The organism is Acidovorax sp. PRC11 (assembly GCF_031844105.1).
Taxonomy (GTDB): Bacteria; Pseudomonadota; Gammaproteobacteria; order Burkholderiales; family Burkholderiaceae_C; genus Paracidovorax.
Genome location: NZ_JAUZUQ010000023.1, coordinates 1 through 24,587 on the forward strand (window position 1 = coordinate 1; position 24,587 = coordinate 24,587).

The following is a 24,587-nucleotide window of genomic DNA, read 5'->3' on the forward strand; positions in this document are numbered from 1 at the left end:
GTTCATGCTCATCTTCACGTTCGCGATGTCCACACCCGTGTGGTCCGACTTCACGCGGACCTTCACGTTGTAGTCCACCACGCGCTTGACGGGGACCAGGATTTTCATGGGATGACCTCGTTGGATAAAGAAGGGAAGAAAAGGAAGGGGATGCAGTTGGAATCAGGAAGCCCGGTCACTCGGATGCGATGCCCTTGTCGCGGATGATCCCGCCCCACTTGGCGTAGTCCTGCCGCACGCGCTCGGCCATCTGGGCCGGGTCCTGGAAGTGCGCGATCGCGCCCGCGCCCAGCAGCCGGTCCTGCACGTCCTTCTCGGCCAGGATCTGCCGCACCTCGCCGGCCACGCGGTCCACCACCGCCTTCGGCGTGCCGCGCGGCGCCATCAGGCCGCCCCACGACACCGCGTCGTAGCCCTGGAAGCCCTGCTCGGCGATCGTCGGCACGTCGGGCAGCATGGTCACGCGCCGCGGCGAGCCCACGGCGAGGGCGCGCAGCTTGCCGGCCTGCACGTGCGGCAGCGCGGCCACGAGGTCGGCATACATCACCGGCACCTGGCCGCCGATGGTGTCGGTGATCGCGGGCACGCCGCCCTTGTAGGGCACGTGCTGCATGTCGAAGCCGCCCATCTGCTTGAGCAGTTCCATGCTCAGGTGGCCGAAGCTGCCGGTGCCCGAGCTGGTGTAGTTCATCGGCGTCTTCTGCGCCTTGGCATGGGCGATGAGCTGCGGCAGGGTCTTCACGTCGGGCAGCTGCGCGGGATTGACCACCACCACGATCGGCAGGTCGTACACCGTGGCCACGGGCGTGAAGTCCTTGAGCGTGTCGTAGCCGGTCTTCTTGTAGAGGTGCGGCGCCAGCAGCGTGGGCGTGGCCAGCATCATCAGCGTGTAGCCGTCGGGATCGGACTTGGCCACCTGCAGCGCGGCGATCGAGCCCGAGGCGCCCGGCCGGTTGTCCACCACCACGGCCTGGCCGAGCCGCTCGGCCAGCTTCTGCCCCACGATGCGCGACGCCGTGTCGGTGGGCCCGCCCGCGGGGAAAGGCACCACCAGCCGGATCATCTTGCCGGGCCAGGCGCCGCCCGGCGCGGATGGCTGCGCCCCGGCGTGGCCGGCCGGCAGCAGCGCGAGCGGCCCGGCGGCGGCGAGGCCCAGCAGCGTGCGGCGGGTGGCGCGGGCCAGGGGGGCGGTGGGGAACAAAGGCATTCGTCGGGTCTCCGGTTCGGTTCTGGGTTCAGGAAAAGCAGGGAAAGAACAATCGATGCGGCGCCCTTTCAGCGCCGCCATGGCAGAAGCCCGCGCTCATCGGGCACGGGGCCGGCGCGGCTGCGCGCAGGCCCCTTCGCCCGTCAGTCGAGCTTGGCGCCGGCCGCCTCGACCAGGGCCTTCCAGACCGGCATGTCGCGGCGGTAGTTGGCCTGGAAGGCTTCGGGGCTGTTCATGAGCGGCATGAAGCCCGCGCCGCGGATGCGTTCGAGCAGCTTCGGATCGCGGGCGATCTCGCGCAGGTGCCCCTGGAGCACGTCCATCACTTCCTTGGGCAGGTTCGCGGGGCCGCCCATGGCGACCCAGCCGAAGACGGCATAGGCATCGTCCGTCACGCCCTGCTCGTGGATCGTGGGCAGCTGCGGCAGGATGTCCATGCGCTGCATGCCGGTCACGCCGATGGCCTTGAGGCGGCCCGAGTCGATGAAGGGCTTGGTGTTCTGCGCGCTGGAGAAGCACAGCTGCAATTGGCCGCCGATCAGGTCCTGGATCATCGGCGCCTCGCCCTTGTAGGCCACGTGGGCCATGTCGGCATCCTGCGTCTTGCTCATGTAGGCGCCGCCCAGGTGCGCGTACGAGCCCACGCCCCACGAGCCGTACGAGACTTTGCCCCGGTTCGCCTTCACGTAGGCGAGCAGTTCCTTCATGTTGCTGGCGGGCACCGAGGGGTGCACCACCAGCGTGACGGGCGCGGCCGCGATCTGCGTGATCAGCGTCAGGTCCTTCTGCGGGTCGTAGGGCAGCCTGGTGTAGAGGAACTGGTTGATCAGCATCGAGGTGCTGAGCGAGAGCAGCAGCGTGTAGCCATCGGGCGCGGCCTTGGCGACCGCGTCGGTGCCCAGGATGCCGGCGGCGCCGCCCCGGTTGTCCACCACCACCGGCTGGCCCAGGCGCTGCGACAGGGCTTCGCCCACGCTGCGGGCGATGATGTCGGTGGCGCCGCCGGCGTTGAACGGCACGATGAGCTTGATCGGCTTGGTGGGCCATGCGGCCGCCTTGGGGGTCTGGGCGGGGGCCGTGCCCAGCCAGCCGGCGCCGCCGAGCGCGGCCATGCCGTGCAGCACGGCGCGGCGGTTGAATCGGGAACCTGTCATGGTGTTGTCTCCGGGGGTTCTCTGGGGAGGATCGGCTCCGGTGCGCCGCCTCTGCGGGCGGCCTGCTGCACCGGGCCGGCGGGGGGAATCAGGCGGGCGGCAAGGGCGCCTCCGGCAGGGTCAGCACGCCGCGCTGCTGCAGGCCCTGCAGTGCCTCGTCGCTCAGCTGCAGCAGGCGCTGCAGCACTTCGCGCGTGCCCTCGCCCAGCGTGGGCGGCGCATGGCGGATCGGCAGGCGCTGGCCGTCGATGCGGTAAGGCGGCGCGAACACCGGCGTGGTGCCCACCACGGGGTGCGGCATGTCCTGCAGCAGGCCGCCGCGCCGCGTGCGCTCGCTGGTGAGCGCTTCGTGCAGGCCGGCCACCTTGCCGCAGGGAATGCCGCAGGCCGTCATGCGCTCCAGCAGCACGTCGCGCGGGAAGCCGCGGATCAGCTCCGTGAGCATCGGGCCGATCTCGTGCCGGTTCTTCGCGCGCTGCACGTTGGTGGCGAAGCGCGGGTCTTCCACGATGTCGGGCCGTTCGATCACCTGGCGGCAGAACTTGTCGAACTGCGCGTTGTTGCCCACGGCGATGATGAGCGGGCCATCGGCCGCATCGAACATGCCGTAGGGCACGATGGACGGATGGGCGTTGCCGTAGCGTGCCGGGTCGTGCCCCAGCTGCATCGCGTCGAGCCCGTAGTAGCCGGTGACCATGAGGCCGCAGTCGTAGAGCGCCATCTCGATGAGGCGGCCCCGGCCGGTACGGCTGCGCTGGAACAGCGCCGCCAGCACGGCCTGCGCGGCGTACATGCCGGTCATCAGATCGACCACGGCCACGCCGAATTTCAGCGGCGGCTGCGAGGCCTCGCCGTTGAGCGCCATGAGCCCCGTCTCGCCCTGGATCACCAGGTCGTAGCCCGGCCGCTTCGCCTCCGGGCCGGTCACGTCGTAGCCGGCCACGGCGCAGTAGATCAGGTCGGGCCTGATCGCCTTGAGCTGCTCGTAGCCCAGGCCCAGCTTCTCGGCGCCGCCGGTCTTGAAGTTGTGGATCACCACGTCGAACTGCGGCAGCAGCTCGTGCACGATCTTCGCGCCCTCGGCGCTCTGCAGGTCCAGCGTGATCGACCGCTTGTTGCGGTTCATGCTGTTGTAGTAGGTGGTCTCGGTCTTGCCGATGCGCATGCCCCAGTCGCGCGTGTCGTCGCCGCGGCCGGGATGCTCCACCTTCACCACCTCGGCGCCGAAATCGGCCAGCACCTGGCCGCACAGCGGCCCGGCGAACACGCGCGAGAGATCGAGCACGCGCACGCCCTCCAGCGGAAAGTCGATGGCGTCGGTCGATGCGGTGTCAGGGGTGGTGGCGTTCAATGTCTTGTCTCCAGTCATTCGTTCATTGTGGTGCGGCGGGCGGCGCGGCCGCAGCCCCCTGCGCGACCCGGTACGGAAAGCGCGTCAGCCCGCCGGGCCGCGCAGCCGCACGTAATCGGGCGCGCGCTTTTCCAGGAAGGCGGCGATGCCCTCGCGCGACTCTTCGGTCTCCTGCGACAGCACCATGCTCTGCGCCTCGCTCTCCAGTTGCTCTTCCAGCGTGGCCTGGGGCGCCGCCAGGCACAGCGCCTTGATGCGCGCCATGGCCTGCTGCGGCCCGTTCGCCACGCTGCCGGCCAGTGCCAGCGCACCGGCCAGCGCCTCGCCGGGCTCGGCCAGGCGGTTGACGGCGCCGAGGGCATGCAGGCGCTCGCCCGAGATGCGCTCGCCCGTCAGGCACAGCTCCGTGAGCACCTGGCGCGACACGAACTCGGCCAGGAACGCCGTCGCGCCGCCGTCGGGCGTGAGCCCGACCTTCACATAGGCCACCGAGAAGACGGCATTGCGCGCCGCCACCAGCATGTCGCAGGCCAGCGCCAGCGACAGGCCCGCGCCGGCCGCCGCGCCTTCCACGGCGGCGATCACCGGCTTGCCGCTGCCGCGCACCGCGCGGATCAGGTCGTGCAGGCCTTCCAGCTTGGCGCGGCGCTCTTCGATGGGCAGCTCGCGCCGCTTCGCCAATTGGCGCAGGTCGCCACCCGCGCAGAAGTGGCCGCCTTCGCCGGTGAGCACGATGGCGCCCACCGCGGGATCCTGCTGCGCTGCGGCCAGCGCCCCGGTCAGCGCGGCGTAGAACGCGGGCGACAGGGCGTTGCGCGCGGCGGTGTTGTTGTTGCTGAGCACCAGCACGGCGCCTTCTCGGCGCTGCAGCAGGGGCGCGGTCGTCTCCGTCATGGGGCTGGATCCTTCTCGTTTTTAAGCCGGTTGACCAAGGGCGATGTAGCGCGCCAGATGGTGGTCTTCATCGCCCAGCTGGTGGTCGATCATCACCAGCCGCTTCGCATAGTGCGCCAGCGGCAGCTCCCAGGTCATGCCGATGCCCCCATGCATCTGGATGCTTTCCTCGGCCACCAGGGTGCCGATGCGGCCGATGCTGAACTTGGCCGCCGAGAGCGCCCGCTCGCGCGCGGTGCGGTCGGTGCCGTCGATCGCGGCCGCGGCGTTGATGACGGCCGAGCGGGCCTGCTCCACCTCCAGCAGCAGATCGGCCATGCGGTGCTGCAGCGCCTGGAAGCTGCCGATCGGCACGCCGAACTGCTTGCGGGTGCGCAGGTATTCCAGCGTGTGTTCCTTGGCCACGTCCATCGCGCCCACGGCCTCGGCGCAGAGCGCCAGCAGGCCCCAGCCCACGGCGCGTTCCAGCAGCGCGGCGCCCTCGCCTTCCGCGCCCAGCAGCGCCCCGGCGCCCACGGCCACGTTCGTGAAGACCAGTTCGGCCGTGCGGCCGCCATCGATGCGGCCATGGGCCCGGCGGGTGAGGCCCGCGGCATCGCCCGGCACGAGGAACAGCGATATGCCCGCGGCATCGAAGCTGCCGCCGCCCGTGCGGGCCGACACCAGCAGCCAGCCGGCGCTGGCGCCGAACAGCACCACGCCCTTGGCGCCGTCGATCACCCAGCCATCGCCCGCGCGGCGCGCGGTGGCCGTGACGCGCGTCGGCTCGTAGTGGCCGCCCGGCTCGTCGTGCGCCAGCGCGGCCACGGCCTCGCCGGACATCAGCGGCGCCAGCACGGCGTCTTTCTGCGCGTCGCTGCCGGCCGCCGCCACGGCGCGGCCCACCACCAGGGCGCCCAGCAGGGGTTCGGCCACCAGGCCGCGGCCCAGGCGCTCGAACACCACGCTGACGTCGAAGCCCGCGCCGCCGAAGCCGCCATCGGCCTCGGTGAACAGCGCGCCGATCGCGCCCAGGTCGGCGAAGCCGCGGTACAGCGCGGGGCTGTGGCCCTGCGCGCCGTAGGCGGCGTGGTTGCGCTGCTCGATGCCGGACTGCCCGGCGATGAAGCGGTCCAGCGTGTCCGCCAGCATGCGGCGGTCTTCGGTGTGTTCGAAATTCATGGCGTCACAGTCCGAGGATCATCTTGGAGATGATGTTTTTCTGGATCTCGTTGGAGCCGCCGAAGATCGACAGCTTGCGGTAGTTGAAGTAGTTGGCAGCGGCGGCGGCGGCACCATCCGGCCCCACGGCCCGGTCTTCGTGGCCGGCATGCAGCGCCTCTTCCTCGAAGGGCAGCGCGTAGGGGCCCATGGCGCGGCGCGTGAGCGAGAGGATCTCCTGGCGGATCTCGGTGCCGCGGATCTTCAGCATGGAGCTTTCCGCGCCCGGCACGCCGCCGCCGGCCACCGCGGCGATCACGCGCAGGTTGGTGGTCTTCATGTTCTCCAGGTCGATTTCCACGCGGGCGAGGCGCGCGGCGAACAGCGGGTCCTGCGCGAGCGGACGGCCGTTGCACTGCACGGTGGCGGCCACGCGCTTCAACTTCTCCAGCGCGGCCACCGAGAAGCCCACGCCCGCGATGTTGGTGCGCTCGTAGGTGAGCAGGTACTTGGCATAGGTCCAGCCCTTGTTCTCCTCGCCCACCAGGTTCCCGGCCGGCACCTCTACATCGGTGAAGAACACCTCGTTCACCTCGTGCTCGCCGTCCAGCGTGATGATCGGGCGCACCTCGACGCCGGGCGAGCGCATGTCCACCAGCAGGAAGCTGATGCCCGACTGCGCCTTGGCCTCGCGGTCGGTGCGCACCAGGCAGAAGATCATGTTGGCGTGCTGGCCGAGCGTGGTCCAGGTCTTCTGCCCGTTGACGACGTAGTGGTCGCCCTGGCGGACAGCCGTGGTCTTCACAGAGGCCAGGTCCGAGCCCGCGCCGGGCTCCGAATAGCCCTGGCACCACCAGTCCTCGCCGCTCAGGATGCGCGGCAGCCAGTACTGCTTCTGCGCCTCGCTGCCGTACTTGATCAGCACCGGGCCCAGCATGTTCACGCCGAAGGGCACGATGCGCGGCGCGCCGGCCAGCGCGCATTCGTTCTCGAAGATGAACTTCTGCACGGCGTTCCAGCCCGGCCCGCCGTATTGCCCGGGCCAGTGGTTCGCGAGCCAGCCGCGCGCGTTCAGGATCGCGTGCCAGCGCTCCATGTCGGCCTTGTCCAGGCGCAGGCCGGCGCGCACCTTGTGCGACAGGTCGGCGGGCAGGTGCTCTTTCAGGAAGGCCTGCACTTCGTCGCGGAAGGCCTCCTCCTGGGGGGTGAATTGCAGATCCATGGGGTCTTTCGTGGGTCGCTCGTGCAGTCGTTCGGTCAGTGCGTTTCGGCGGCGGCGCGGTTCAGGCTGCCGAAGTCGCGGCCCTCGGCCACCAGCTTTTCCAGCAGCGGCGCGGGCGTCCAGAAGAGGGGGTCTTCCTGCGCGAATTCGCGGATGTCGGCCAGGATCTTCGGCAGGCCCACCGTGTCGGCGTAGTGCATCGGCCCGCCGCGGAAGCGCGGGAATCCGTAGCCCGACAGAAAGGTCACGTCCACATCCAGCGGCCGCAGGGCGATGCCCTCCTCCACCACCTTCGCACCTTCGTTGACCATGGCGGCCAGGTAGCGGCGCATGATCTCTTCCGGCGTGAAGCTGCGCGGCACGACGCCCTTCTTCGCGCGCTCGGCATCGACGATCGCCAGCACCTCCGGATCGGGCTGGCCGGTGCGGGCGCCCTCCGGGTACAGGTAGAAGCCGCGCCCGGTCTTCTGGCCGAACCAGCCGCGCTCGCAGATGCGGTCGGCGATCTCCACGTAGCGCGCGTTGGGGTCGCGCGTGGCGGCCCGGCGCTTGCGCGTGGCCCAGCCGATGTCGCCGCCGGCCAGGTCGGTCACCTGGAACGGGCCCATCGGGTAGCCGAAACCGCGCACCGCCGCGTCGATCTCATAGGGCGACGCACCGTCTTCCATGAGGTAATCGGCCGCCTGCTTGTACACGGCCAGGATGCGGTTGCCGATGAAGCCATCGCACACGCCGGCGCGCACCGGCACCTTCTTCATCGTCCTGGCCAGCGCGAAGGCCGTGGCGACCACGTCGGCGCTCACCTTGGCCGGCACCACGATCTCCAGCAGCCTCATGATGTTGGCCGGGCTGAAGAAGTGCAGCCCGATCACGTCCTGCGGGCGCTGCGTGGCGGCGGCGATGGCGTCGATGTCCAGGTACGAGGTGTTGGTGGCGAGCACGGCGCCGGGCTTGCAGACGCGGTCCAGCTCGCGGAACACCGCCTTCTTGACCTCCAGGTCCTCGAACACCGCCTCGATCACCAGATCGGCCGCGGCGATGTCTTCGTAGCGCGTGCTGCCGATGTAGCGCGCCATCACGGCGGCCTTGGCGTCGGCGGTCATGCGGCCCTTGGCGACGAGGCCGTCGTAGACCTTCTCCACATGAGCGCGGCCCCGGGCCAGCGAGGCGTCGTCGCGCTCGATCATCGTCACGGGCAGGCCGGCGTCCAGCGCCGACACGGTGATGCCCGCGCCCATGGTGCCGCCGCCGATGACGGCGATGGACGTGATCGGCCGCGGCGCCGCGGCCTTCGCCTCCGGCACCTTGGCGACCTCGCGCTCGGCGAAGAAGGCGTGGATCAATCCCGCGCGCTGCGGGCTCGCCAGGCACTCCATGAAGGCCGCGCGCTCGCGCTGCATGCCTTCGTCGAAGGGCAGCTCCACGGCGTTGCGCACGCATTCGACGATCTTCTGCGGCGAGAAGAGGCCGCGCGATTTCTTGGCGGTGTCGGCCGCGAGCGCGTCCAGCTCGGCCAGCGCCGCGGCCTTGTCTGCGATGGCGACGTCGCGCGTGCGGCGCAGCGGCGCCTGCGCCGCCTGCAGCTCCTGCACGCAGGCCAGGCCCGCGGCCACTGCGTCGCTGCCGTCCACCAGCCGGTCCACCAGGCCGGCGGCCAGGGCCGCCTTGGCGCTCAAAGGCTTGCCGCTCAGCATCATCTCGGCGGCCGGCTTGACGCCCATCAGCCGCGGCGCGCGCTGCGTGCCGCCCGCGCCGGGCAGCAGGCCCAGGTTCACTTCGGGCAGGCCGAGCTGCGCGCCCGGCAGCGCCACGCGGTAGTGCGCCGCGAGCGCCACTTCCAGCCCACCGCCCAGCGCCGCGCCATGGATGGCGGCCACCACGCGCTTGCCGCAGGATTCGATGCGCTGGCAGACCTCGGGCAGCGAGGGCTCCACGGGCGGCTTGCCGAATTCGCGGATGTCGGCACCCGCGATGAAGGCCTTGCCTTCGCCCACGATCAGCACCGCCTGCACATCGGCCCGCGATTCGGCCTCGCCGATGGCGTCGCGCAGGCCCTGGCGCACCGCCGCGCCGAGCGCGTTCACGGGCGGGTTGTCGATGCGGACGACGAGAACGTCGCCCTGCAGGCGCGTTTGCACGGGCGAAGCGGTAGCCGCTGCTGAGGTCATGCCTTTGTCTCCTGGATAACTGTTCCGGGACATTCTTGCGGCGACAATGTTTTCTGACAATCCCATCATCCATTGACAGACTGTCAAAGGATTTCAACCAATCCCACCGAACGCGCCTATGGACCTGCCCTCGCTGACCCTGCTGGTCGAGATCATCGACAGCGGCAACCTGAGCCAGGCCGCGCGCAAGCTGCGCATGACCCGCGCCAACGTGAGCTACCACCTCACCAAGCTGGAGAAGGCGGTGGGCGTGCAGCTGGTGCAGCGAACCACGCGCCGGGTGGAGCCCACCGAGATCGGCCTGCGGCTCTACGAGCATGGCCGCACCATCCGCAACGAGCTGATGGCCGCGCAGGAGGCCGTCACCACGCTGGGCCAGGGCCTGCAGGGCCGCGTGGGCATCAGCGTGCCCAGCGGCTACGGGCAGATCGTGATGGGCGACTGGCTGATCGAATTCAAGCGCACGTACCCGGGCATCGTGCTGGACGTGCTGTTCGAGAACCGCGCCGACAACCTGCGCGACGAGGTGGACATCGCCATCCGCGTGGTGCAGGAGCCGCCCCTATCGCTCGTGGCGCGCAGCCTGGGCAACGTGCGCTACCTGGCCTGCGCCTCCGCCGACTACGCCCGCCGGCACGGCCTGCCGCGCACGCTGCATGCGCTGCGCGCCGGCCCGGTCATCACGGCCGGCGTGACCGGGCGCCAGCTGCGCCTCGCCGCCTACCAGGGCGCCGAGCGGCACGAGGTGCTGCTGGAGCCCACGCTGATCTCCGAGCACTTCCCATTCTTGCGCCAGGGCATCCTCGCCGGGCTGGGCGTGGGGCTGGTGCCCGACTACGTGGTGCAGGACGCGATCGCCACCGGCGAGGTACTGACCACGCTCGACGAGTACCGCCTCAGCATCTTCGGCACCCACATGTACCTGCTGTACCTGCCCAACCGCCACCAGACGCGGGCCGTGCGCACCTGCATCGACTTCCTGCTGGACAAGGCGCGGCATGCGCAAGGAGGACCGGACGCAGCGGCGGGAGAAGGAGACAGCCGGACGGCAGCCCCACCGGCGGCCATCGCGGCCGAGGCCGCGGCCCCGGCGCAGGCGCAGGCGCCTGCCGGCCGCTCGTGACACCCCGGCACAGAAAAAACCCCGCCGTGTCGCCACGGCGGGGTTTTTCGTCCTGCGCTTTCCTGCCGGCAGCCCGAACCCGGCTGCCGTGGAGCCATCAGCCCTGCGCGTTCTGCAGCGCGGCGATGCGCTCCTCGATCGGCGGGTGGGTGCTGAACAGCTTGCCGATGCCGCCGGAGATGCCCATGGCCTGCAGGCCCTTGGGCAGTTCGGCCGGGTGCATGCCGCCCAGGCGGGCCAGCGCGTTGATCATCGGCTGGCGGCGGCCCATGAGGCGGGCGGCGCCCGCATCGGCGCGGAATTCGCGCTGGCGGCTGAACCAGGCCACGATCATCGAGGCGAGGAAGCCCAGCACGATGTCGAGCACGATGGTGGTGACCATGTAGCCGATGCCGGGGCCGGAGCTGTTCTCGTCGTTGCGGCGCAGGAAGCTGTCCACCGCGTAGCCGATCACGCGCGAGAGGAACACCACGAAGGTGTTCATCACGCCCTGGATCAGCGTCATGGTGACCATGTCGCCGTTGGCGATGTGGGCCACCTCGTGGCCGATCACGGCCTCGACCTCCTCGCGGGTCATGCCCTGCAGCAGGCCGGTGGACACCGCCACGAGGGCGTTGTTCTTGAAGGCGCCGGTGGCGAAGGCGTTCGGGTCGCCCTCGAAGATGCCGACCTCGGGCATGCCGATGCCGGCCTGGTCGGCGAACTTGCGCACGGTCTGGACGATCCAGGCCTCGTCGGGCGAGCCCGTGCCGTCGATCACGCGCACGCCGGAACTCCACTTGGCGACCGGCTTGCTGATGAGCAGCGAGATGATCGCGCCGCCGAAGCCCATGATGAAGGCGAAGCCGAGCAGCGCCCCCAGGTTGAGGCCGTTGGCCGTCAGGTAGCGGTTGACGCCGAGCAGGCTGGCGACGATGCCCAGCACCACCACGACGGCCAGGTTGGTGAGCAGAAATAGCGCGATGCGTTTCATCGAAGGTTCTCCACGAAGGGGAAGCGTTGGGTGCGGGGGGAAGATACGGCCTGGTACCGGACCCGGCACGACAGTAATTTGGGGATGTCGGTCGGGCGTTCAAGCCGCCGTGTCAGCGCGGAGGGACCCCTGTTGTGTACTGTGATGCGGGGCGTGCGCTGCGGAACACGGAAGAGTCATCATAGAAGGAAAAGTTCTCGTTTTCGGCCCACCAGCCGGGCACCCCCAGCACGGGAAGGGGCGTGAACGGCTTGGCCTCCAGCCGCCCGGGCTGCAGCGCGCCGGCCAGCCATGCATCCACGTCCGCTACGCTTTCAGGAGCATCCGGCACCAGCAACACGTGGGCCGTGAGCGGTTTGCGGGGCCTCACCAATTGCTCCAGCAGGGCATGGCCGAAAATTTCCAGGCGCGCCTGCCGCCAGAGCGGGCGCAGGTCCGTGAACAGCCGGCGCCACGCGCGCGCGGCCAGCGCCTCCCGCAGCTCCCGGGGCGCGAACAGCACCGCCCCGTTCTCGTCGAACACCGTGACCGCATCGCGCAGCGGGCCGCGCACGGCGCCGACGCCCTGGGTGGCGATGGCGCCGGCCTGCAGGGCATTGAGCCGGCGCTTGGCCTGCGGGTAATGCAGCCAGATCAGGCCGTTGAAGAAATCGTGCAGGTTCTCGCGGGTGGGGACGGTGCCGGTGCCGTAGATGAAACCTTCGTAAGGCATGCCCCTGGCCAGCACGGCCTGGGGCACGAAGCGCATGCCGGCTCCCGCGCCCGTGGCAGCGAGCCCGCCCATGCCGTCCATGGCCGCACGGTTCAGTGCGTCCGGCAGGGTCATGCCGGCACGCCACGCGGACTCCACCTGGGCGCCGAGGGCCGACAGCGGCTGCAGCCACGGCGGCTCCGCGCCGAAAACGTCGAGTGCCGGCACTCAGCGCGGGGGCAGCAGGTAGCGCACGGTATTGGGCTGGCGGGCGGGCAGCAACTCGAAATCGTTCGGAAATTTCTTGAAGAGCTTGGTGGAGGCCGCGTTCTTGCCGAGCAGCTTCGCATCGTGCAACAGCTTCACGATCTCGCCCAGAGGCTGCGTGCTTCCGCCTTCCAGTGCGGGGGCGTGGCGCAGGATCTGCTGCACCGTGACCTGATCGGGTAGCTGGGCGGCGCTTTTCGCGCGCGGGGCGGGTGCCGGTGTCTTTTTGGCCGCGGCCGTCGCCTTCTTCGCGGGGGTCTTCCTGGCGGGTGCCTTTTTCGCAGCCGCCTTTTTGGCGGGCGCGGGCGACGGCCCGCCCTCCACGGCGGCCTTGTCGGCCGCCACCCGCTTGGCGGGCACGGCCTTCCTGGCGGGGGCCTTCTTGGCCGGCAAGGCGGGTTGCATCGTGGCGGCCGCAGGCACCAGTGGCGTGCCGACGTCCGCCGCGGTGGCCGTGAAAGCGTCCTGCGCAGGCCCCCCCACGAATAGCACCTTGTCGTACGCATCGACGGCCTCGGGGGCCATCTTGCCCCGCTCGGTGACACAAACGACCCGGAAACCACGTTCCCTCAGACGCAGCACCAGCGGCACGAAGTCCGCATCGCCGGACCCGATGGCGATCGTTCCGGGCCGCGGCGTCGCAAACGACAACTCCATGGCATCCACGGCCAGGGCCACGTCGGTGGTGTTCTTCGACAGCGGAAGATTCACGTAGGGACGGATCAGCCGCGTGCGGAGCACCTCCGCCAGCCCCTTGAGCTTTTCGGGGCTTCCGTAGGCGCGGCGCAGGGAGGTCCGGCCCTCCGAGTCCTCCAGGACACGGCATGCCTCTTCCACCCAGGGCGCCGCGCACAGGTTGTCTGCATCGATGAAAAACGCCGTCATGGGCTTTCCTTCCGTGTGTCTGCCGCTCGAGCGTTCAACGACGGCTCACGCCACCACGCGCCACGCCAGCGCCTCGCCCGAGCGCAGCGGCTTGAGCAGCGCCTCGCCGAAGGGGAAGCTCTCGGGCGGGGTCCAGGATTCGCGGCGCAGCGTCAGGGTGCCCTCGTTGCGCGGCAGGCCGTAGAAGGCCGGGCCGTGCAGGCTGGCGAAGCCTTCCAGGCGGTCGAGCGCGCCGGCGTTGTCGAACGCCTCGGCATACAGTTCCATGGCCGCGTGCGCGCTGTAGCAGCCCGCGCAGCCGGTGGCATGCTCCTTGAGGTGGGCGGCGTGCGGCGCGCTGTCGGTGCCGAGGAAGAACTTCGGGCTGCCGCCGGTGGCGGCCTCCACGAGCGCGAGCCGGTGCGTCTCGCGCTTGAGCACCGGCAGGCAGTAGTAGTGCGGGCGGATGCCGCCCGTGAAGATGGCGTTGCGGTTGAACAGCAGGTGCTGCGGCGTGATCGTGGCCGCGGTGTACGCATCGCTGGCGGCCACGTACTGTGCCGCCTCGCGGGTGGTGATGTGCTCGAAGACGATCTTCAGTTCGGGGAAATCGCGGCGCAGCGGGATGAGCTGCTGCTCGATGAACACCGCCTCGCGGTCGAAGAGATCGACCTCGCTGCCCGTGACCTCGCCGTGCACCAGCAGCAGCAGGCCGGCCTTCTGCATGGCCTCCAGCACGGGGTAGATCTTGCGCAGTTCGGTCACGCCGGCATCGCTGTTGGTGGTGGCGCCGGCCGGGTACAGCTTGCAGGCGACGACGCCGGCTTCCTTCGCGCGCGCGATCTCCTCGGGCGGCAGGTTGTCGGTGAGGTAGAGCGTCATCAGCGGCTCGAAGCGCACGCCCTCGGGCACGGCGGCCAGGATGCGGTCCTTGTACGCCAGGGCCTGCGCGGCCGTGGTGACGGGCGGCCGCAGGTTGGGCATGATCACCGCCCGTCCGAACTGCGCCGCCGTGTGGGGCACGACGGTCAGCAGCGGCTCGCCGTCGCGCACATGCAGGTGCCAGTCGTCGGGCCGGATGATGGTGAGCGTGTCCACCGGTGCGGAGGCCGGGGAGGATGCGGAGGGGGTGGGGCGTGCGGCAGCGGTCATGGGGGGCGATTCTCCCATCGCCGCCCGGCCGTGCCCACGGCGCGCACCCATAAAAAACCCTGCCCTCCGTGAGGAGGACAGGGTGAAACCCCGGATGACGGGGTGAGGGGGGACGGGAGGGAGGGGAGCGGTGCGGCGGAACTGCCGCGCTGGCCCCTTCCATGGACATCCATCGTAGGGACCGGCCCGGGGACGGGCTGTGGTCCGCAGGAGGCTGGCCGCGTAGGACGGCGTGCCGCCGCGTCCCCGCGAGGAGCACGCCCGCCTTCGGAACGGGCACCTCCCGGACGGTGGTGGGATCAGGCCGCCAGGGGAAACGCGACCGAGAAGCACGCACCGGCCCCGGGGAGGTTTTCCACCCGGACCTCGCCGCCCTGGCGCTGGACCAGCGCCTTCACGATGGAGAGCCCCAGGCCGGAGCCCTCGCGCCGCCGCCCCGGTTCGTGCGGAAAGCGCTCGAAGGGGCGCTCCAGCAGGCGCGCGGGCAGGCCGGGCCCCGCGTCGCTCACGCGCAGCACGGCATGCGCCCCCTGCACCGCCACCTCCACGCCGAGGCGGCCGCCGGCACGCGCATGGCGCAGCACGTTCTCGACGAGGTTGAAGAGGATCTGGCGCATGCGGTCCGGGTCCAGCACCACGCAGGGCTCCTCGGCGCCCTCCGGCGGCAGCCGCAGTTCCAGCGCCACGCCATGGTCCTCGATGCGGTGCGCATGGCCGGCGAGCGCGTCGCGCACGAGATCGGCGAGGTCCACCGTGCGGGTCTCCAGCGACAGCTGGCCCGCGTCGGCCATCGCCAGGGTGTGCAGGTCGCCGACGAGGCGACCGAGGTATTCGACCTGCTCCAGCAGCGCGCGCGACTCGGCCGCGTCGGCCTCGATGACGCCGTCGCAGATGGCGTGCAGGCGCGCGCGCAGCACCGTGAGCGGCGTGCGCAATTCGTGCGAGATCGACGCCGCGGAGGCGCGCTGCTCCTTGGCCATGCGCTCCAGCGCATCGATCATCTGGTTGAAGTGCCGCACCATGTCGGCCATCTCGTCGTGGTAGCGGCCGGGCTGGGCGCGCACCGAGAAATCGCCCAGCGCCACGTGGGACGCCACCTCCGCCATCGAGGCGAGCGGCTGCGTGACGATGCGCGACACCCAGAAGCCCACGATCAGCCCGACGGGCAGGCAGACCACGAGACCGACCACCAGCGACCATTTCTCGCCGAACAGCAGGTCGCCGTGCCAGTAGCGCCCGTAGATCTCCATCGCGCGCGGGCTGTCTTCCATGTCCCGCTCGCGCAGGTCGTCGAGTTCGCGCTGCACATTGGTCGGCAGGCTGCGGTAGAAGTCGCGGTACTGCACCTCGGAGAACAGCATCACGCTCACGGTGAGCAGCGCCATCGTCGCGAGCACCGTGGCGGCGATGCAGAGCCCGAAGCGGACCCAGACGCGGCTGAAGAAGGAGCCCTGCATGGGGATCGGTCGCACGCCGCGGCTCAGCCCGGAGCGCCGTCGCCGGGCCAGAGCCGGTAGCCGATGCCGCGCACGGTCTCGATCAGGTCCCCCTGGCCCGCCTGCTGCAGCTTGCGGCGCAGCTTCGAGAGGTGGGAATCGATCACGCGGTCGAGCGCATCGCTCTCGGGCAGGCAATGCTCGATGAGATGGCTGCGGGAGAAGCAGCGACGGGGCTGCGCGGCCAGGCAGGCGAGCAGGCGGTACTCGGTCAGCGTGAGGGGCAGGGCCACGGGCCGACCGTCCTCGCCATGGGCGAAGGCGGCATGCGCCTCCTGGTCGATCTCGATGCGGCCCACGCGGATGCGCTGGGCGCCCCGCGCCGGTGCCGCGGGCTGGGCCTGCGCGCGCCGCAGCACGGCGCGCACCCGCGCCACCACCTCGGGCGGGCTGAAGGGCTTCACCACGTAATCGTCCGCGCCCAGGCGCAGGCCCAGGAGCTTGTCCACGTCGTCCGCGAGGGCCGTGACCATGATGACGGGGGTGTTGCCGTCTTCGCGGATGGCGCGCAGCAGATCGAGGCCGTCCATGCCCGGCAGGTGGATGTCCAGCAGCACCATGTCGGGCCGGAGCTGGCGGAACAGCCGCAGCGCCTCCAGCCCGTCGTGGGCCTGCTGCGCGCGCAGCCCGTCGCGCTGCAGGTAGGCCGTGAGGATGGTGGCGATGCCGGGCTCGTCCTCGACCACGAGGACGAGCGGGCCGTTGGCCTGCGGAGCGGCGGGAAGGTTCATGGAGGAATGGGCGATGCTGGGCGGAATTATCCACAGCCGGCAGCGCCCCGGGCAAAGCCCCTGCGTCTCCACGAAGCCTCCATATGCCATGCAAGGCGGCGCAAGCTTGGGGCGTTCCAATCGGCCCCATCACCCTGGACGCCTTCCGTGCCCGCCCGGGATTTCCCTTTTTCGCAACGTACCGCCGCGCGTGTTCCTTCCGCCCTCCTCCCTGCGTCCGCTCCGCCACGGCCTGTTCGCCGCGGCGATCGCGATCCTGGCCGGTTGCTCGACCACGGATGTCCGCCGTCCGCAGGCGCCGGTGCTGCCGGCCGCCTGGACGTCGCCCGTCCCGGCGGGGGCCGCGGCGCCGCCGGAATTCCGCGCCTGGTGGAAGGCCTTCCACGATCCCGCGCTCGACGCGCTGGTGGACGAGGCGCTGGCCGGCAACCTCGACCTGGCGATCGCCACGCACCGGCTGCGCGAGGCACGCCTGCAGGCCGGACGCGCCGCGGTGCAGTTCCGCCCCTCGTTCAGCGCCGGGGCGCGGACGCTGCAGGACATCGAGGCCGCCGACAGCTACTTCCACGCCAGCATCGACATGGTGTGGGAGCTGGGCCTGTTCGGCGCCGCCGACAGCGCGCGCGAAGCCGCCGCGGCGGACCGGGAAGCGGCGGTCGCGGACGGCCAGGGTGCGCGCGTGGCCGTGGTGGCGGACGTGGTGCGCAACTACCTCGACCTGCAGGCGGCGCGCCGGCAACTGCAGTTGCTCGACCGGCTGGCCGAGCTCGACGAGCGCACGCTGCAACTCGCCCAGGTGCGCCAGCGCACCTGGACCGGTGGCGCCGACGAAGTGGCCCAGGCTGGCGTGCAGCGGGCCCGCACGCGTGCCGCCCGTGCCGTGCCCCAGGAGGCCCTGGCCCGTGCCGCCCAGTCGCTGGCGGTGCTGCTGGGCCGGCCCGCGCCGGACCCGGCCTGGACCGCGGCCGGCACGCTGCAGGCACCGGCCCTCGCGCCGTTCGCCTTCTCGTCCCTGCCCGCCGACCTGCTGCGCACGCGCCCCGACATCCAGGCCGCGGAAGCCGCCGTGCGCAAGGCCGCGGCCGACGTCGGCATGGCCCGCTCCGAGCTCTACCCCCGCTTCGCGATCACCGGCTCGCTGCTGTACGCGTTCAACATCACGCGCAACCGCCGCACCACCAGCGACAACGTGCCGGCCATCGGCCCCACGATCGACATCCCGCTCTTCGACTGGGGACGCCGCCGCATGCAGCTGGACGCGCAGGAGGAGGCCCTGCAGAGCGCCACCCTGGCCTACCAGCGCACCGTGCGCGGCGCCGTCGCCGAGGCCGACGGCGCACTCGCCGCGCTGGCCGCGCAGCAGCACCGCGCGGACGCGCTCGCCGAGGCGCAGCCGGCGCTCGCGGAACGCGTGCGTGCCGGCGGCGTGCAGGCACGGCTGGGCCTCGCCAGCGAATACGACGGCCTGGCCGCGCGCCGCGCCGCGCTGCAGGCCGATGCCGAATGGGCCACCGCGCAGGACGCGCGCTCGCTGGCCTTCGTGGCGCTCTACAAGGCCCTGGGCGGCGCGCCGCTGCCCGCCGGGGAGACGCCATGATCGCCCTCGCCCGCAAGACCCTCATCCACGAATGGCGGCGCTTCGTGCCCGCCGTGTTCGCGGTGGGCTTCTCGTGCGTGCTGCTCGCGGTGCAGGCGGCGCTGGTGCTGGGCATCTTCGGCAGCGCCGCGCTGTACGTCCGGGCGTCCGGCGCCGACCTCTGGGCCGGCTACCCCGGCACGCAGAGCGTGAACTTCGGCCGCGCGATCGGCCGCGACGTCGACCTGCGCCTGGCCATGGACCCGGCGGTCGCCGCCACCGAGCCCTACGTCTGGGTGGATGCGGACTGGCGCGGCACGCAGGGCGGTGGCGGCGGCGTGTCCGTCTACCTGTCGGGCATCCGCACCGCGCCGGACGGCATGCTGTTCTCCCGCTTGCTCGCGCCCTGGCAGCGCGAGGCCCTGCGCACGCCCGGGGCCGTCATCGTGGACCGGGCGGACCTCTCCACCCTCAGCGCCACCGTCGGCGGCAACGCCTGGATCAACGGCCATGCCGTGCGCGTCGTGGCGGCCGTGGACGGGCTGCGCGGCCTGGGCGGCGCGAACGTGCTGTCCTCGCTGGACACCGCGCGCGAGATCGCCGGCGGGAACGCTGCCGCCAACCCCACCTACGTCGTGGCCCGCACCCATTCGCCCGAGCAGGCCGCCCAGGTGCAGGCGCGGCTGGCCGCCGGTGCGCCGGGCTTCGGGCCCTTCGAGGTCTGGACGGCGCCCCAGTTCGCGCGGCGCTCGCAGCTCTACTGGCTGCTGGACACGGGCGCGGGCGTGGCCGTGCTGTTCATGGTGGGCATCGTCTGCCTCGTCGGCACGGTGGTCACCAGCCAGTCGCTCATGGCCGTGGTGGCCGGATCGGCCCGCGAGTACGCCGTGCTGAACGCGCTGGGCGTGAGCCGCCGCGCGCTCGGGCGCCTGGTGATCGAGCAGGCCTGCTGGATCGGCGGGCTGGGCCTGCTGCTCGGCGGCATCGCCAGTGCGGGGCTGCTGTGGATCGCCATGGTGCAGGGCGTGCCGGTGGCCATGACGCCCGCCACCGCCCTCGCCTGCGCCGGCCTCGTGGCGCTGGTCGCGCTGCTGTCGGGCCTGCTGGCCATGCGCGGCCTGATGGCCGCCGATCCTGCCCTGTTGCTGCGATGAACTCCGCCCCGACCATGGTCTCCGACGTTTCCCGCACCGCCGCGCCGCGGTCCGGCGCCCCGAGCCTGCAGGCACTGGAGCTGCAGAAATCCTTCGTCTCGGGCGTGGTGCAGGTGCCCGTGCTGCGCCAGCTCTCGCTGGCCATCCACCCGGGCGAGCTCACCCTCATTTCCGGCCCCTCGGGCTGCGGCAAGAGCACCCTGCTGTCGCTGCTCTCCGGGCTGCAGCGGCCGGATGCGGGCCAGACCTTCGCGCTCGGGGAAGACCTGGGCGCCCTCAGCCAGCGCGCGCTGGAGCGCTTCCGCCTGCTGCACACGGGATTCGTGTTCCAGGGCTTCAACCTGTTTCCCGCGCTGACCGCGCTCGAGCAGGTGCAGCTGCCGCTGGGCTACCTGGGCATGGATGCGCGCGAGAGCGCCCGGCAGGCGCGGCGCGCGCTCGACGAGGTCGGGCTCACGCAACGCGCGCACATGCGGCCCGCCCAGCTCTCGGGCGGCGAGAAGCAGCGCGTGGCGATCGCCCGGGCCATCGCCAAGTCGCCGCAGCTGCTCTTCGCCGACGAACCCACCAGCGCACTGGATGCCGACAGCGGCCAGCGCGTGATCGACATCCTCCACCGCATCGCGCGCACCCACGGCACCACCGTGCTGTGCGTGAGCCATGATCCGCGCCTCGTGCGGCACGCCGACCGCGTGCTCGGCATGGAAGACGGCGCCATCCGCAGCGACTGGCGCCAACCGGACGCCACCACCCCATGACACGCCTCTTCTCCCTCTCCCGGCCGCGGGCGGCACGCGGCATGGCCTGCACCGCCTCGGCCCTGGCCCTGGCCTGGCTCGCCGCCTGCACCGACCACGGCGCCGCGCCTGCGTCTGCGCCCGCCGCCGACGCCGCAGCCGCCTCCGCACCGGCGGGCGCTGCGGCGGACGTGGCCATCGCCCGCGGCCGCATCGAAGTGCAGGGCGGGCTGCTCGAACTCTCCCCGCTGCAGGACGGTGTGGTGGAATCCGTGGCCGTGCACGAAGGCGAACCGGTGAAGCGCGGCCAGGTGCTGCTGCGCCTGTCCGGCACGAACGCGCAGGCCGAGGCCGGCATCGCGCAGGCCGAACTGCAGCTGGCCGAGGCGCGCGAGCGCGCCCGCGCCCAGCAACTGCCGGCACTGCGCCGCACCGCGGCCCGCCTGGCCGAGGCCGCGGCCGCCAGCGCCGCCGAGCCGCAGCGCGCGGACGACGCCGCGCAAGCCCTGCGCGCCGCCGAATCCGATGCCGCCGTGGCCCGCGCGGAAGCCGAGGTCGCCCGCCGGCGGCTCGAGCAGGTGCGCAGCCAGCAGGCCCGGCTCGAACTGCGGGCGCCCGAGGACGGCACCGTGGTCCACCTGAAGACCCAGGCCGGCCAGCGCCTGCTGGCGGCCTCCACCGGCCACGCGGCGATCACGCTGCTGCCGCGCCGTCCGCTGATCGTGCGCGCCGAAGTCAACGAAAGCTACGCCGCCTCCGTGCAGCCCGGCATGCGCGCCTCGGTGGCCACCGACGGCGACGCCATGCCGGTCGACCTGCCGCCCGCGCACGTGGTGCGCCTGAGCCCCGTACTGGGCACCGCACGGCTGCAGGACGACAGCCAGCGCGGCCCCGTGCGGGTCGTGGAATGCGTGCTCGAATTCGACAAGCCCCCGCAGGTGCGGCCCGGCCAGAGCGTGCGCGTGAGCTTCCATCCCTGACGAGGAATGACCCGATGACGACAGCCTCCTTCCCCCTTTCCTCCCTGCGCCGCGGCGCCGCGCCGGACGCCGGCCTCGACGCACCGTTCCCGGGCTGGATGGTGCAGTGCGATTTCGACGGCACCATCAGCACGGTGGACGTGACCGACGCCCTGCTGCAGCGCTTCGGCCAGCCCGGCTGGCAGGCGCTGGAAGACGCCTGGGAGCGCGGCGAGATCGGCTCGCGCGAATGCATGAAGGGCCAGGTCGCCCTGCTCGACATGGACCGCGCCGAACTGGACGCGCATCTGGCGACGATCGCCGTGGACCCGCATTTCGCCGCCTTCGTGCGCGAGGCGCGCCAGCTCGGCATGCCGGTGCAGGTGGTGAGCGACGGCATCGACTACGCCATCCGCACGGTGCTGGCCCGCCACGGCCTGGAAGACCTGCCCGTGATCGCCAACCGCCTCGTGCAGGCCGGCCCGCGCCAGTGGCGGCTCGAATCGCCCTGGGCCAGCGCCGCCTGCGCGCGCGCGAGCGGCAACTGCAAGTGCGAGCGGCTCGAAGAGCAGCGCACGCTGCACGGCCGCGTGCTCTTCGTGGGCGACAGCACCTCGGATTTCTGCGTGTCCGGCCGCGCGGACTTCGTGTTCGCCAAGTACAAGCTCATCGGCCACTGCGAAAGCCAGGGCATCGCGCACGCGCCCTTCGTCGATTTCGCGGACACCATCGGGCTGCTCCACCGGCTGGAAGCGCTCGCGCCGCGCGCGCTGGAGCTGGCGGCATGAGCGCGTCCGCCGCCACCCTGCGCGCCACGCCGGACACGGGCGTGCCCGACACCCCGGCCTGCCGCCACGACACGCGGCATGAATACCTGCTCGAAGGCCACGGCCCGCTGGCGCAGACCGGCGTGCTGCTGATCCACGGCCTCACCGGCACCCCCAACGAGATGCGCCTCGTCGCGAAGGGCCTGCACCGCGCGGGCTTCACCGTGCTGGCGGTGCAGCTGGCCGGCCACTGCGGCACGCAGGACGATCTCGTCGCCACCCGCTGGCAGGACTGGGCGGCGAGCGTGCGGCGCGGCGCCGACCGGCTCATGCAGCGTACCGGGCAGCCGATCGTCGCCTGCGGGCTCTCCATGGGCGCCGTGCTCGCGCTCGCGCTGGCCATCGAGCGGCCGAAGCAGGTGGCGGGCGTCGTGGCGCTCTCGCCCACGTTCCGCTACGACGGCTGGAGCATGCCCGCCTACACGCGCCTGTCCTTCCTGCTGCCGCTGTTCCGGGCCCTCGGCATCGGCCGCCGCAGCGTCTTCATGGAGCAGCCGCCCTACGGCATCAAGGACGCCGCGCTGCGCGAGCGCGTGGTCGCGCAGATGCACTCGGGCGACAGCGCCGCCGCCGGCCTTCCCGGCAACCCCTGGTGGTCGGTGATCGAGATGCGCGCGCTGGCCGCCCACGTGCGCCGCAACCTGGGCGCCGTGCGCGCGCCCTGCCTGGTCATGCACGCGCGCCACGACGACATCGCTTCGGCGGACAACGCGCGCGAGATCGCCCGCGGCGTGCGCAACGCCCCCGTCGAACTCGTGCTGCTCGACGACAGCTACCACATGATCACCATCGACCGCGAGCGCCGCACGGTGCTGGCCCGCACCGTCGCCTTCGCGGAGGCCGTGGCGCGCGGGCACGGCGCCGGGGCGGCGCCATGACGCCCGCGGACGGCGGCGGCATCACGCCGCTGGTCGCCGTGCTCTGGCTGCTGAACATGCTGGTGGACACGGGCGGGCAACTGGCCTTCAAGGCCGCGGCGACCGCGGACCCGCGCGCCGGCAGCGGCCTCGCACGCTGGATCTGGATGGCGCGCCGCCCGTGGATCTGGCTCGGCATCGGCTGCTACGTGGCCGAATTCCTGGTCTGGCTCGCGTTCCTCTCGCTGGTGCCGCTCTCCGACGGCGTGCTGCTGGGCTCGATCAACATCGTGGCCGTGATGGTGGCCGGCCGCTTCCTGTTCCGCGAAAAGCTCTCGCCGATGCGCGTGGCCGGCATCCTGCTCGTGTCGGCCGGCGTCGCCGTCGTGGGCCTGAAGGGCTGATGCCATGAAGCGCTTCTACGCCATCGGCTTCTTCATCCTGGTCGCGTTCGACACGCTCGCGCAGATCAGCTTCAAGCTCGCCGGCGAGCATGCGCTGCCGCTGGAATTCTCCGGCGCCTGGCTCTCGCGCGTGTTCGGCCAGCCCTGGATCTACGGCGCCTTCGTGGGCTACGTGGGCGCCTTCTTCACCTGGATGACGCTGCTGGAGCACGCACCCATCGGCCCGGCCTTCGCGGCCTCGCACCTCGAAGTGGTGTCCGTGCTGGCGCTCTCGGCCTGGCTGTTCAACGAACCCATCGGCTGGCCGCAACTGCTGGGCGCGGCACTCATCGCGGGCGGCATCGCCTGCCTGGCGCGCAGCGAGGCGGCGGAGCAGTCGCCCGAGGCACCGGCCGCGCCCCATGGCGCCTGAGGCACCGCCCACCGCCGGCCTGCCGCTGCGCTGGAGCGACCTGCGCCCGGGCGGCGACGCCGGTCTGGGGAGTGCGCTCGCACATTTCCTCGGCGTGCCGGCCGTGCAGATCGAATGCTCCGGCACCGCCGCGCTGGTGATCGCCCTCTCCGCACTGCGCGCGGCCCAGCCCCGCCGCGACGAGATCGTCGCGCCTGCCTACACCTGCCCGCTGGTGGCCCTGGCCGCTGCGCACTGCGGGTTGCGGCTGCGCCTGTGCGACCTGCGGCCCGGCAGCCTCGACCTGTGCACCGGGTCGCTCGCCGCGCTCTGCGGCCCGCGCACGCTGGCCGTGCTGCCCACGCACCTGGCCGGCCGCGTGACCGACGTGGCGCCGGCCCGGGCCATCGCGCACGCCGCAGGCGCCCGCGTCATCGAAGACGCGGCGCAGGCGCTCGGCGCACGGCAGGCCACCGGTGCCTGCATCGGCACCGGCAGCGACATGGTCTTCTTCAGCATGGCCGTCGGCAAGGGGCTCACGCTCTACGAAGGCGGCGCGCTCGTGGTGGCCGACCCCGCCCTGCGCGCGGCCTGCGCACGGGCCGCGGCCACCCTCGCACCCTGGCGCCGCGGCTGGGAATGGCGCCGCAGCCTGGAGCTGATCGGCTACGCCGCGCTCTACCGCCCGGCCGGCCTGCCGCTGGCCTACGGACTGCCGCTGCGCCGGGCGCTGGCGCGCGGCGACCGTGTCGGTGCCGCGGGCGACGATTTCGACGACGCCATCCCCCTGCACCGCGTGGGCCGCTGGCGGCAGGCCGTGGGCGTGCGCGCCCTGGAGCGCCTGCCGGCATGGCTCGCCGAGAGCGAGCCGCGCGCGCGTAACCGCATCGCCTTGTTGCACGACCAGGTGCCCGCGCTGCAGGTGCTGCAGGACAGCCCCGCCGTGCCAGGGGCGCGCGGCACCTGGCCGACCCTGCTGGTACTCATGCCCGATGCGGCCAGCCGCGAGACCGCCCTCCGCGCGCTGTGGGGCGCAGGCCTGGGCGTGAGCCTGCCGTTCGTGCACGCCCTGCCCGACTATCCGCGCTACGCGCGCTGCATCGCCCGAGAAGCGGATGAAGACTGGCCGAACGCCCGCGACTTCGCCCGCCGCGTGATCGCCATCAGCAACAGCCCCTGGCTGCCGGATGCCGGCTTCGCCCGGGTGTGCGACACGTTGCGGCGTGCCATCGGCACGCGCCCCTGACAC

23 protein-coding genes and 1 pseudogene are annotated in these 24,587 nt (G+C 71.8%); 10 read left to right on the plus strand and 14 right to left on the minus strand.

What is annotated here, in order from left to right:
* The 8 genes and pseudogenes from Q9R47_RS20360 to Q9R47_RS20395 form a co-directional block, all read right to left on the minus strand.
* Nucleotides 1-108, minus strand: a pseudogene (locus Q9R47_RS20360) (electron transfer flavoprotein subunit beta/FixA family protein); the annotation flags it as partial.
* A gap of 67 nt (nucleotides 109-175) precedes the next feature.
* Entirely contained in the window at nucleotides 176-1,207 is a 1,032-nt protein-coding gene (locus Q9R47_RS20365) for a tripartite tricarboxylate transporter substrate binding protein (protein ID WP_311234936.1), read from the minus strand.
* A gap of 143 nt (nucleotides 1,208-1,350) precedes the next feature.
* Nucleotides 1,351-2,361, minus strand: a complete 1,011-nt coding sequence (locus Q9R47_RS20370) for a tripartite tricarboxylate transporter substrate binding protein (protein WP_311234937.1) — start codon at nucleotides 2,359-2,361, stop codon at nucleotides 1,351-1,353.
* A gap of 88 nt (nucleotides 2,362-2,449) precedes the next feature.
* Nucleotides 2,450-3,730 (minus strand): CoA transferase, encoded by a 1,281-nt coding sequence (locus tag Q9R47_RS20375; RefSeq protein WP_311234938.1) that lies wholly within the window; start codon nucleotides 3,728-3,730, stop codon nucleotides 2,450-2,452.
* Nucleotides 3,731-3,796: 66 nt separating this feature from the next.
* Nucleotides 3,797-4,606, minus strand: a complete 810-nt coding sequence (locus Q9R47_RS20380) for an oxepin-CoA hydrolase, alternative type (RefSeq protein WP_311234939.1) — start codon at nucleotides 4,604-4,606, stop codon at nucleotides 3,797-3,799.
* Between the two features lie 21 nt (nucleotides 4,607-4,627).
* Entirely contained in the window at nucleotides 4,628-5,767 is a 1,140-nt protein-coding gene (locus Q9R47_RS20385) for an acyl-CoA dehydrogenase family protein (protein ID WP_311234940.1), read from the minus strand.
* A gap of 4 nt (nucleotides 5,768-5,771) precedes the next feature.
* On the minus strand, nucleotides 5,772-6,968 hold the full coding sequence (locus Q9R47_RS20390) for an acyl-CoA dehydrogenase family protein (protein WP_311234941.1): 1,197 nt from the start codon (nucleotides 6,966-6,968) through the stop codon (nucleotides 5,772-5,774).
* Nucleotides 6,969-7,003: 35 nt separating this feature from the next.
* Nucleotides 7,004-9,136: a 3-hydroxyacyl-CoA dehydrogenase NAD-binding domain-containing protein gene (locus tag Q9R47_RS20395; protein WP_311234942.1), complete on the minus strand. Its 2,133-nt coding sequence runs from the start codon at nucleotides 9,134-9,136 to the stop codon at nucleotides 7,004-7,006.
* Between the two features lie 118 nt (nucleotides 9,137-9,254).
* On the opposite strand from Q9R47_RS20395, the gene Q9R47_RS20400 reads away from it, so the two are divergent.
* Entirely contained in the window at nucleotides 9,255-10,259 is a 1,005-nt protein-coding gene (locus Q9R47_RS20400; protein ID WP_311234943.1) for a LysR substrate-binding domain-containing protein, read from the plus strand.
* Nucleotides 10,260-10,356: 97 nt separating this feature from the next.
* Here the strand turns inward: Q9R47_RS20400 and htpX are convergent, their stop codons facing one another.
* The 6 genes from htpX to Q9R47_RS20430 form a co-directional block, all read right to left on the minus strand.
* Nucleotides 10,357-11,232, minus strand: a complete 876-nt coding sequence (htpX, locus tag Q9R47_RS20405) for a protease HtpX (protein ID WP_311234944.1) — start codon at nucleotides 11,230-11,232, stop codon at nucleotides 10,357-10,359.
* Between the two features lie 112 nt (nucleotides 11,233-11,344).
* Entirely contained in the window at nucleotides 11,345-12,151 is an 807-nt protein-coding gene (locus Q9R47_RS20410) for a DUF3025 domain-containing protein (RefSeq protein WP_404977183.1), read from the minus strand.
* Nucleotides 12,152-13,075 carry an NYN domain-containing protein gene (locus tag Q9R47_RS20415; protein ID WP_311234945.1) on the minus strand — a complete coding sequence of 308 codons (924 nt, stop codon included), beginning with the start codon at nucleotides 13,073-13,075 and terminating at the stop codon, nucleotides 12,152-12,154.
* Nucleotides 13,076-13,120: 45 nt separating this feature from the next.
* A complete protein-coding gene (gene pyrC, locus Q9R47_RS20420; protein WP_311234946.1) occupies nucleotides 13,121-14,206 on the minus strand; it encodes a dihydroorotase in 1,086 nt (361 codons plus the stop codon).
* A 299-nt stretch (nucleotides 14,207-14,505) separates the two neighbouring features.
* Nucleotides 14,506-15,663 (minus strand): ATP-binding protein, encoded by a 1,158-nt coding sequence (locus tag Q9R47_RS20425; RefSeq protein ID WP_311234991.1) that lies wholly within the window; start codon nucleotides 15,661-15,663, stop codon nucleotides 14,506-14,508.
* Between the two features lie 23 nt (nucleotides 15,664-15,686).
* The gene (locus Q9R47_RS20430; RefSeq protein WP_311234947.1) at nucleotides 15,687-16,433 is read right to left on the minus strand and encodes a response regulator; all 747 of its coding nucleotides are present in this window, start codon (nucleotides 16,431-16,433) and stop codon (nucleotides 15,687-15,689) included.
* Nucleotides 16,434-16,623: 190 nt separating this feature from the next.
* On the opposite strand from Q9R47_RS20430, the gene Q9R47_RS20435 reads away from it, so the two are divergent.
* Genes Q9R47_RS20435 through Q9R47_RS20475 form a run of 9 tightly spaced genes read left to right on the plus strand, consistent with a single transcriptional unit; the run spans nucleotide 16,624 to nucleotide 24,584 of the window.
* Nucleotides 16,624-18,030 carry an efflux transporter outer membrane subunit gene (locus tag Q9R47_RS20435; RefSeq protein WP_311234948.1) on the plus strand — a complete coding sequence of 469 codons (1,407 nt, stop codon included), beginning with the start codon at nucleotides 16,624-16,626 and terminating at the stop codon, nucleotides 18,028-18,030.
* Nucleotides 18,027-19,163, plus strand: coding sequence for an ABC transporter permease (locus Q9R47_RS20440; protein ID WP_311234949.1), 1,137 nt, complete (start codon nucleotides 18,027-18,029; stop codon nucleotides 19,161-19,163). The genes Q9R47_RS20435 and Q9R47_RS20440 overlap by 4 nt, the downstream gene beginning before the upstream one ends.
* Complete coding sequence (locus tag Q9R47_RS20445) at nucleotides 19,160-19,921, plus strand: ABC transporter ATP-binding protein (protein WP_311234950.1); 762 nt, start codon at nucleotides 19,160-19,162, stop codon at nucleotides 19,919-19,921. The genes Q9R47_RS20440 and Q9R47_RS20445 overlap by 4 nt, the downstream gene beginning before the upstream one ends.
* Complete coding sequence (locus Q9R47_RS20450; RefSeq protein ID WP_311234951.1) at nucleotides 19,918-20,880, plus strand: HlyD family efflux transporter periplasmic adaptor subunit; 963 nt, start codon at nucleotides 19,918-19,920, stop codon at nucleotides 20,878-20,880. Before Q9R47_RS20445 ends, Q9R47_RS20450 begins: the two co-directional genes overlap by 4 nt.
* 14 nt (nucleotides 20,881-20,894) lie before the next feature.
* Nucleotides 20,895-21,647, plus strand: coding sequence for an MtnX-like HAD-IB family phosphatase (locus Q9R47_RS20455; RefSeq protein ID WP_404977184.1), 753 nt, complete (start codon nucleotides 20,895-20,897; stop codon nucleotides 21,645-21,647).
* A complete protein-coding gene (locus tag Q9R47_RS20460; protein WP_311234952.1) occupies nucleotides 21,644-22,564 on the plus strand; it encodes an alpha/beta fold hydrolase in 921 nt (306 codons plus the stop codon). Before Q9R47_RS20455 ends, Q9R47_RS20460 begins: the two co-directional genes overlap by 4 nt.
* A complete protein-coding gene (locus tag Q9R47_RS20465; protein WP_311234953.1) occupies nucleotides 22,561-22,947 on the plus strand; it encodes an EamA family transporter in 387 nt (128 codons plus the stop codon). Before Q9R47_RS20460 ends, Q9R47_RS20465 begins: the two co-directional genes overlap by 4 nt.
* A 4-nt stretch (nucleotides 22,948-22,951) precedes the next feature.
* Nucleotides 22,952-23,359 (plus strand): EamA family transporter, encoded by a 408-nt coding sequence (locus Q9R47_RS20470; protein WP_311234954.1) that lies wholly within the window; start codon nucleotides 22,952-22,954, stop codon nucleotides 23,357-23,359.
* Nucleotides 23,349-24,584, plus strand: coding sequence for a DegT/DnrJ/EryC1/StrS family aminotransferase (locus Q9R47_RS20475; protein WP_311234955.1), 1,236 nt, complete (start codon nucleotides 23,349-23,351; stop codon nucleotides 24,582-24,584). The genes Q9R47_RS20470 and Q9R47_RS20475 overlap by 11 nt, the downstream gene beginning before the upstream one ends.
* Nucleotides 24,585-24,587 lie beyond the last annotated feature (3 nt).

Coding starts and splice junctions, on each gene's coding strand:
- Q9R47_RS20385 (WP_311234940.1), bottom strand. CDS start 5,767: ATGAATTTCGAACACACCGAAGACCGCCGCATGCTGGCGGACACGCTG.
- Q9R47_RS20470 (WP_311234954.1), top strand. CDS start 22,952: ATGAAGCGCTTCTACGCCATCGGCTTCTTCATCCTGGTCGCGTTCGAC.
- Q9R47_RS20425 (WP_311234991.1), bottom strand. CDS start 15,663: ATGCAGGGCTCCTTCTTCAGCCGCGTCTGGGTCCGCTTCGGGCTCTGC.
- Q9R47_RS20455 (WP_404977184.1), top strand. CDS start 20,895: ATGACGACAGCCTCCTTCCCCCTTTCCTCCCTGCGCCGCGGCGCCGCG.
- htpX (WP_311234944.1), bottom strand. CDS start 11,232: ATGAAACGCATCGCGCTATTTCTGCTCACCAACCTGGCCGTCGTGGTG.
- pyrC (WP_311234946.1), bottom strand. CDS start 14,206: ATGACCGCTGCCGCACGCCCCACCCCCTCCGCATCCTCCCCGGCCTCC.
- Q9R47_RS20445 (WP_311234950.1), top strand. CDS start 19,160: ATGAACTCCGCCCCGACCATGGTCTCCGACGTTTCCCGCACCGCCGCG.
- Q9R47_RS20375 (WP_311234938.1), bottom strand. CDS start 3,730: ATGACTGGAGACAAGACATTGAACGCCACCACCCCTGACACCGCATCG.
- Q9R47_RS20415 (WP_311234945.1), bottom strand. CDS start 13,075: ATGACGGCGTTTTTCATCGATGCAGACAACCTGTGCGCGGCGCCCTGG.
- Q9R47_RS20365 (WP_311234936.1), bottom strand. CDS start 1,207: ATGCCTTTGTTCCCCACCGCCCCCCTGGCCCGCGCCACCCGCCGCACG.
- Q9R47_RS20400 (WP_311234943.1), top strand. CDS start 9,255: ATGGACCTGCCCTCGCTGACCCTGCTGGTCGAGATCATCGACAGCGGC.
- Q9R47_RS20390 (WP_311234941.1), bottom strand. CDS start 6,968: ATGGATCTGCAATTCACCCCCCAGGAGGAGGCCTTCCGCGACGAAGTG.
- Q9R47_RS20460 (WP_311234952.1), top strand. CDS start 21,644: ATGAGCGCGTCCGCCGCCACCCTGCGCGCCACGCCGGACACGGGCGTG.
- Q9R47_RS20450 (WP_311234951.1), top strand. CDS start 19,918: ATGACACGCCTCTTCTCCCTCTCCCGGCCGCGGGCGGCACGCGGCATG.
- Q9R47_RS20380 (WP_311234939.1), bottom strand. CDS start 4,606: ATGACGGAGACGACCGCGCCCCTGCTGCAGCGCCGAGAAGGCGCCGTG.
- Q9R47_RS20465 (WP_311234953.1), top strand. CDS start 22,561: ATGACGCCCGCGGACGGCGGCGGCATCACGCCGCTGGTCGCCGTGCTC.
- Q9R47_RS20395 (WP_311234942.1), bottom strand. CDS start 9,136: ATGACCTCAGCAGCGGCTACCGCTTCGCCCGTGCAAACGCGCCTGCAG.
- Q9R47_RS20440 (WP_311234949.1), top strand. CDS start 18,027: ATGATCGCCCTCGCCCGCAAGACCCTCATCCACGAATGGCGGCGCTTC.
- Q9R47_RS20475 (WP_311234955.1), top strand. CDS start 23,349: ATGGCGCCTGAGGCACCGCCCACCGCCGGCCTGCCGCTGCGCTGGAGC.
- Q9R47_RS20430 (WP_311234947.1), bottom strand. CDS start 16,433: ATGAACCTTCCCGCCGCTCCGCAGGCCAACGGCCCGCTCGTCCTCGTG.
- Q9R47_RS20370 (WP_311234937.1), bottom strand. CDS start 2,361: ATGACAGGTTCCCGATTCAACCGCCGCGCCGTGCTGCACGGCATGGCC.